The organism is Eudoraea chungangensis, from assembly GCF_029360665.1.
GTDB classification, from domain to species: Bacteria; Bacteroidota; Bacteroidia; order Flavobacteriales; family Flavobacteriaceae; genus Eudoraea; species Eudoraea chungangensis.
In genome coordinates this window covers 1-2,058 of sequence record NZ_JARDUB010000012.1, presented here as the reverse complement: position 1 = coordinate 2,058, position 2,058 = coordinate 1, and the positions used below count along the sequence as shown (strand labels likewise).

The following is a 2,058-nucleotide window of genomic DNA, read 5'->3' as shown; positions in this document are numbered from 1 at the left end:
TGGAGTGATCCCATAGGATTTGGAATAGTTCCTGTAGCGGTTGCTAACCTACCTGATGGTCGTTTAATCACCTGGTCTTCTCAGTTTCGGGACACCTATGTTGCTACGGGCGATGGTGCTACTTTCACGGAGATATTCGATCCGTTTTTAGGAAGCGATGGTCAGGCTTTAGGAGAGTTTGTCACCAATACAGATCACGATATGTTTTGTCCGGGGATTAATAATTTGGCTGATGGTCGGATTTTATCTGCTGGAGGAACCTCAAGTGAACGTACGAGTATCTATGATCCCACAACGGGATTGTGGTCTGTGGCGGCAGAGATGAATATCCCTAGGGGATACCAAGGAAATGTCACCTTAAGCGATGGTACGGTTTTTACCTTAGGAGGTTCTTGGGGAGGTGGAAATAATTCATCTACCAATGGTGGGAAAGATGCGGAGTTGTGGAGTCCTGAGACAGGTTGGTTGTTATTACCAGGTATAACAGGGGAAGACATATATAATAGTAATGACTTAAGTAGAGAAACCGAAGGTGTTTTTCGAGTAGATAATCACTTATGGTTATGGCCAGCATCCAATGGCCGTGTATTTCATGCAGGTCCGAGTGAGATGATGCATTGGATAGATGTTAATGGAGCGGGTTCTATAGAAGATGTTGGTTTACGATCAAACGATACGTATTCTATGAAAGGAACTACGGTGATGTTTGATGTGGACCGTATTTTAAAAGTTGGAGGGGCGGAGTCTTATGGCAGCGATAATCCAGCGAAGGATAATTCTTTTGTTATTGATTTTAGTAATGAGAACAATGTTACGGTTACCCCTACGGTAAATAATTTATTTTTTTCGCGTACAATGCACAATAGTACGGTACTTCCCAATGGGGAGATATTAGTTACCGGAGGTTTAGACCATGCAGAAGTATTTACCGATGACGGCTCGCGATTAACGGCAGAGATATATAGCCCTAGTAGTAACAGCTGGCGTCAGGTAGCCGGGATGCAAATTCCAAGAACCTACCACAGTGTAGCAATATTGATGGTAGATGGTCGTGTATTTGTAGGCGGTGGCGGTTTATGTGATGATTCAAATCCAGATGAATGTGTAAATCACTTTGATGCGGAAGTTTATAGTCCACCATATTTATTTAATGGGGACGGTAGTTTGGCAACTCGGCCAACGATTTCAGCTCCAGATACGGCGGATTATAATACCTCTATAAATGTAACGGGAAGCACCGGGATTCAAGAATTCAGTTTAATACGTTTTTCAGCTGCTACCCATAGTACTAATAATGAGCAACGACGTATTCCTGTGAGCTTTAGTGGCAATGGGAATTATAGTGTGAACATACCGGAGCGTAACTTATTACCTCCTGGATATTATATGCTCTTTGCATTGGATAGCAATGGTGTTCCTTCGGTAGCGGAGACGATTCAGATAGGTAGTGCCATACCTTTACCAGAGAACCCTACCCTTGTTTTAGACTTAAACTTTGATGATGGTTCCGGTTCCACGGTTAGTGATGCCTCTTCGTATTCAAATGATGCTACGATTTTTGATGTAGATGATGCCGGTGCCACCAAGATACCTAGTACAGATAACTGGGGCACGGGACTATTTGGAGGTGCATTAGAGACCGATGGTTTTGAGTTTGAGAGTAATACCATAGTAGATGTTCCCTATTCTGCCTCCATGGCAACGGTAGAGAACGCCATAACGATAATGGCCTGGGTTAGTCGGGATGAGATAGTGAATAACGCATCTATCTTCACCCATGATTATCCGGCGCTGTTTTTTGGTTTTCACAACAGTTTGTACAAATGGGAAATATATACCCCAGGAGGTAATGCAGGTGCCAGTTGTTTGGCCAGTTATACTCCGGAGGATACCTGGGTACATATAGCAGCCACTTTTGATGGGGAGACAGCAAAGCTATTTGCCAATGGGATAGAGATCTGTTCCAAGCCTTATAGCGGAAGCTTTAATTTAAATCCAAGTGAGCCTAATTTTTCTTCCTTTACTGCCTCAGGGTTTTATGAGAGAAGGACTAATCCG

1 protein-coding gene is annotated in these 2,058 nt (G+C 43.3%); it reads left to right on the top strand.

All coding sequences use genetic code 11. From position 1 onward, the window contains the following. Nucleotides 1–2,058 (top strand): galactose oxidase-like domain-containing protein (locus PXG98_RS16405; protein WP_276392936.1); only part of this gene is annotated, 2,058 nt, incomplete at both ends.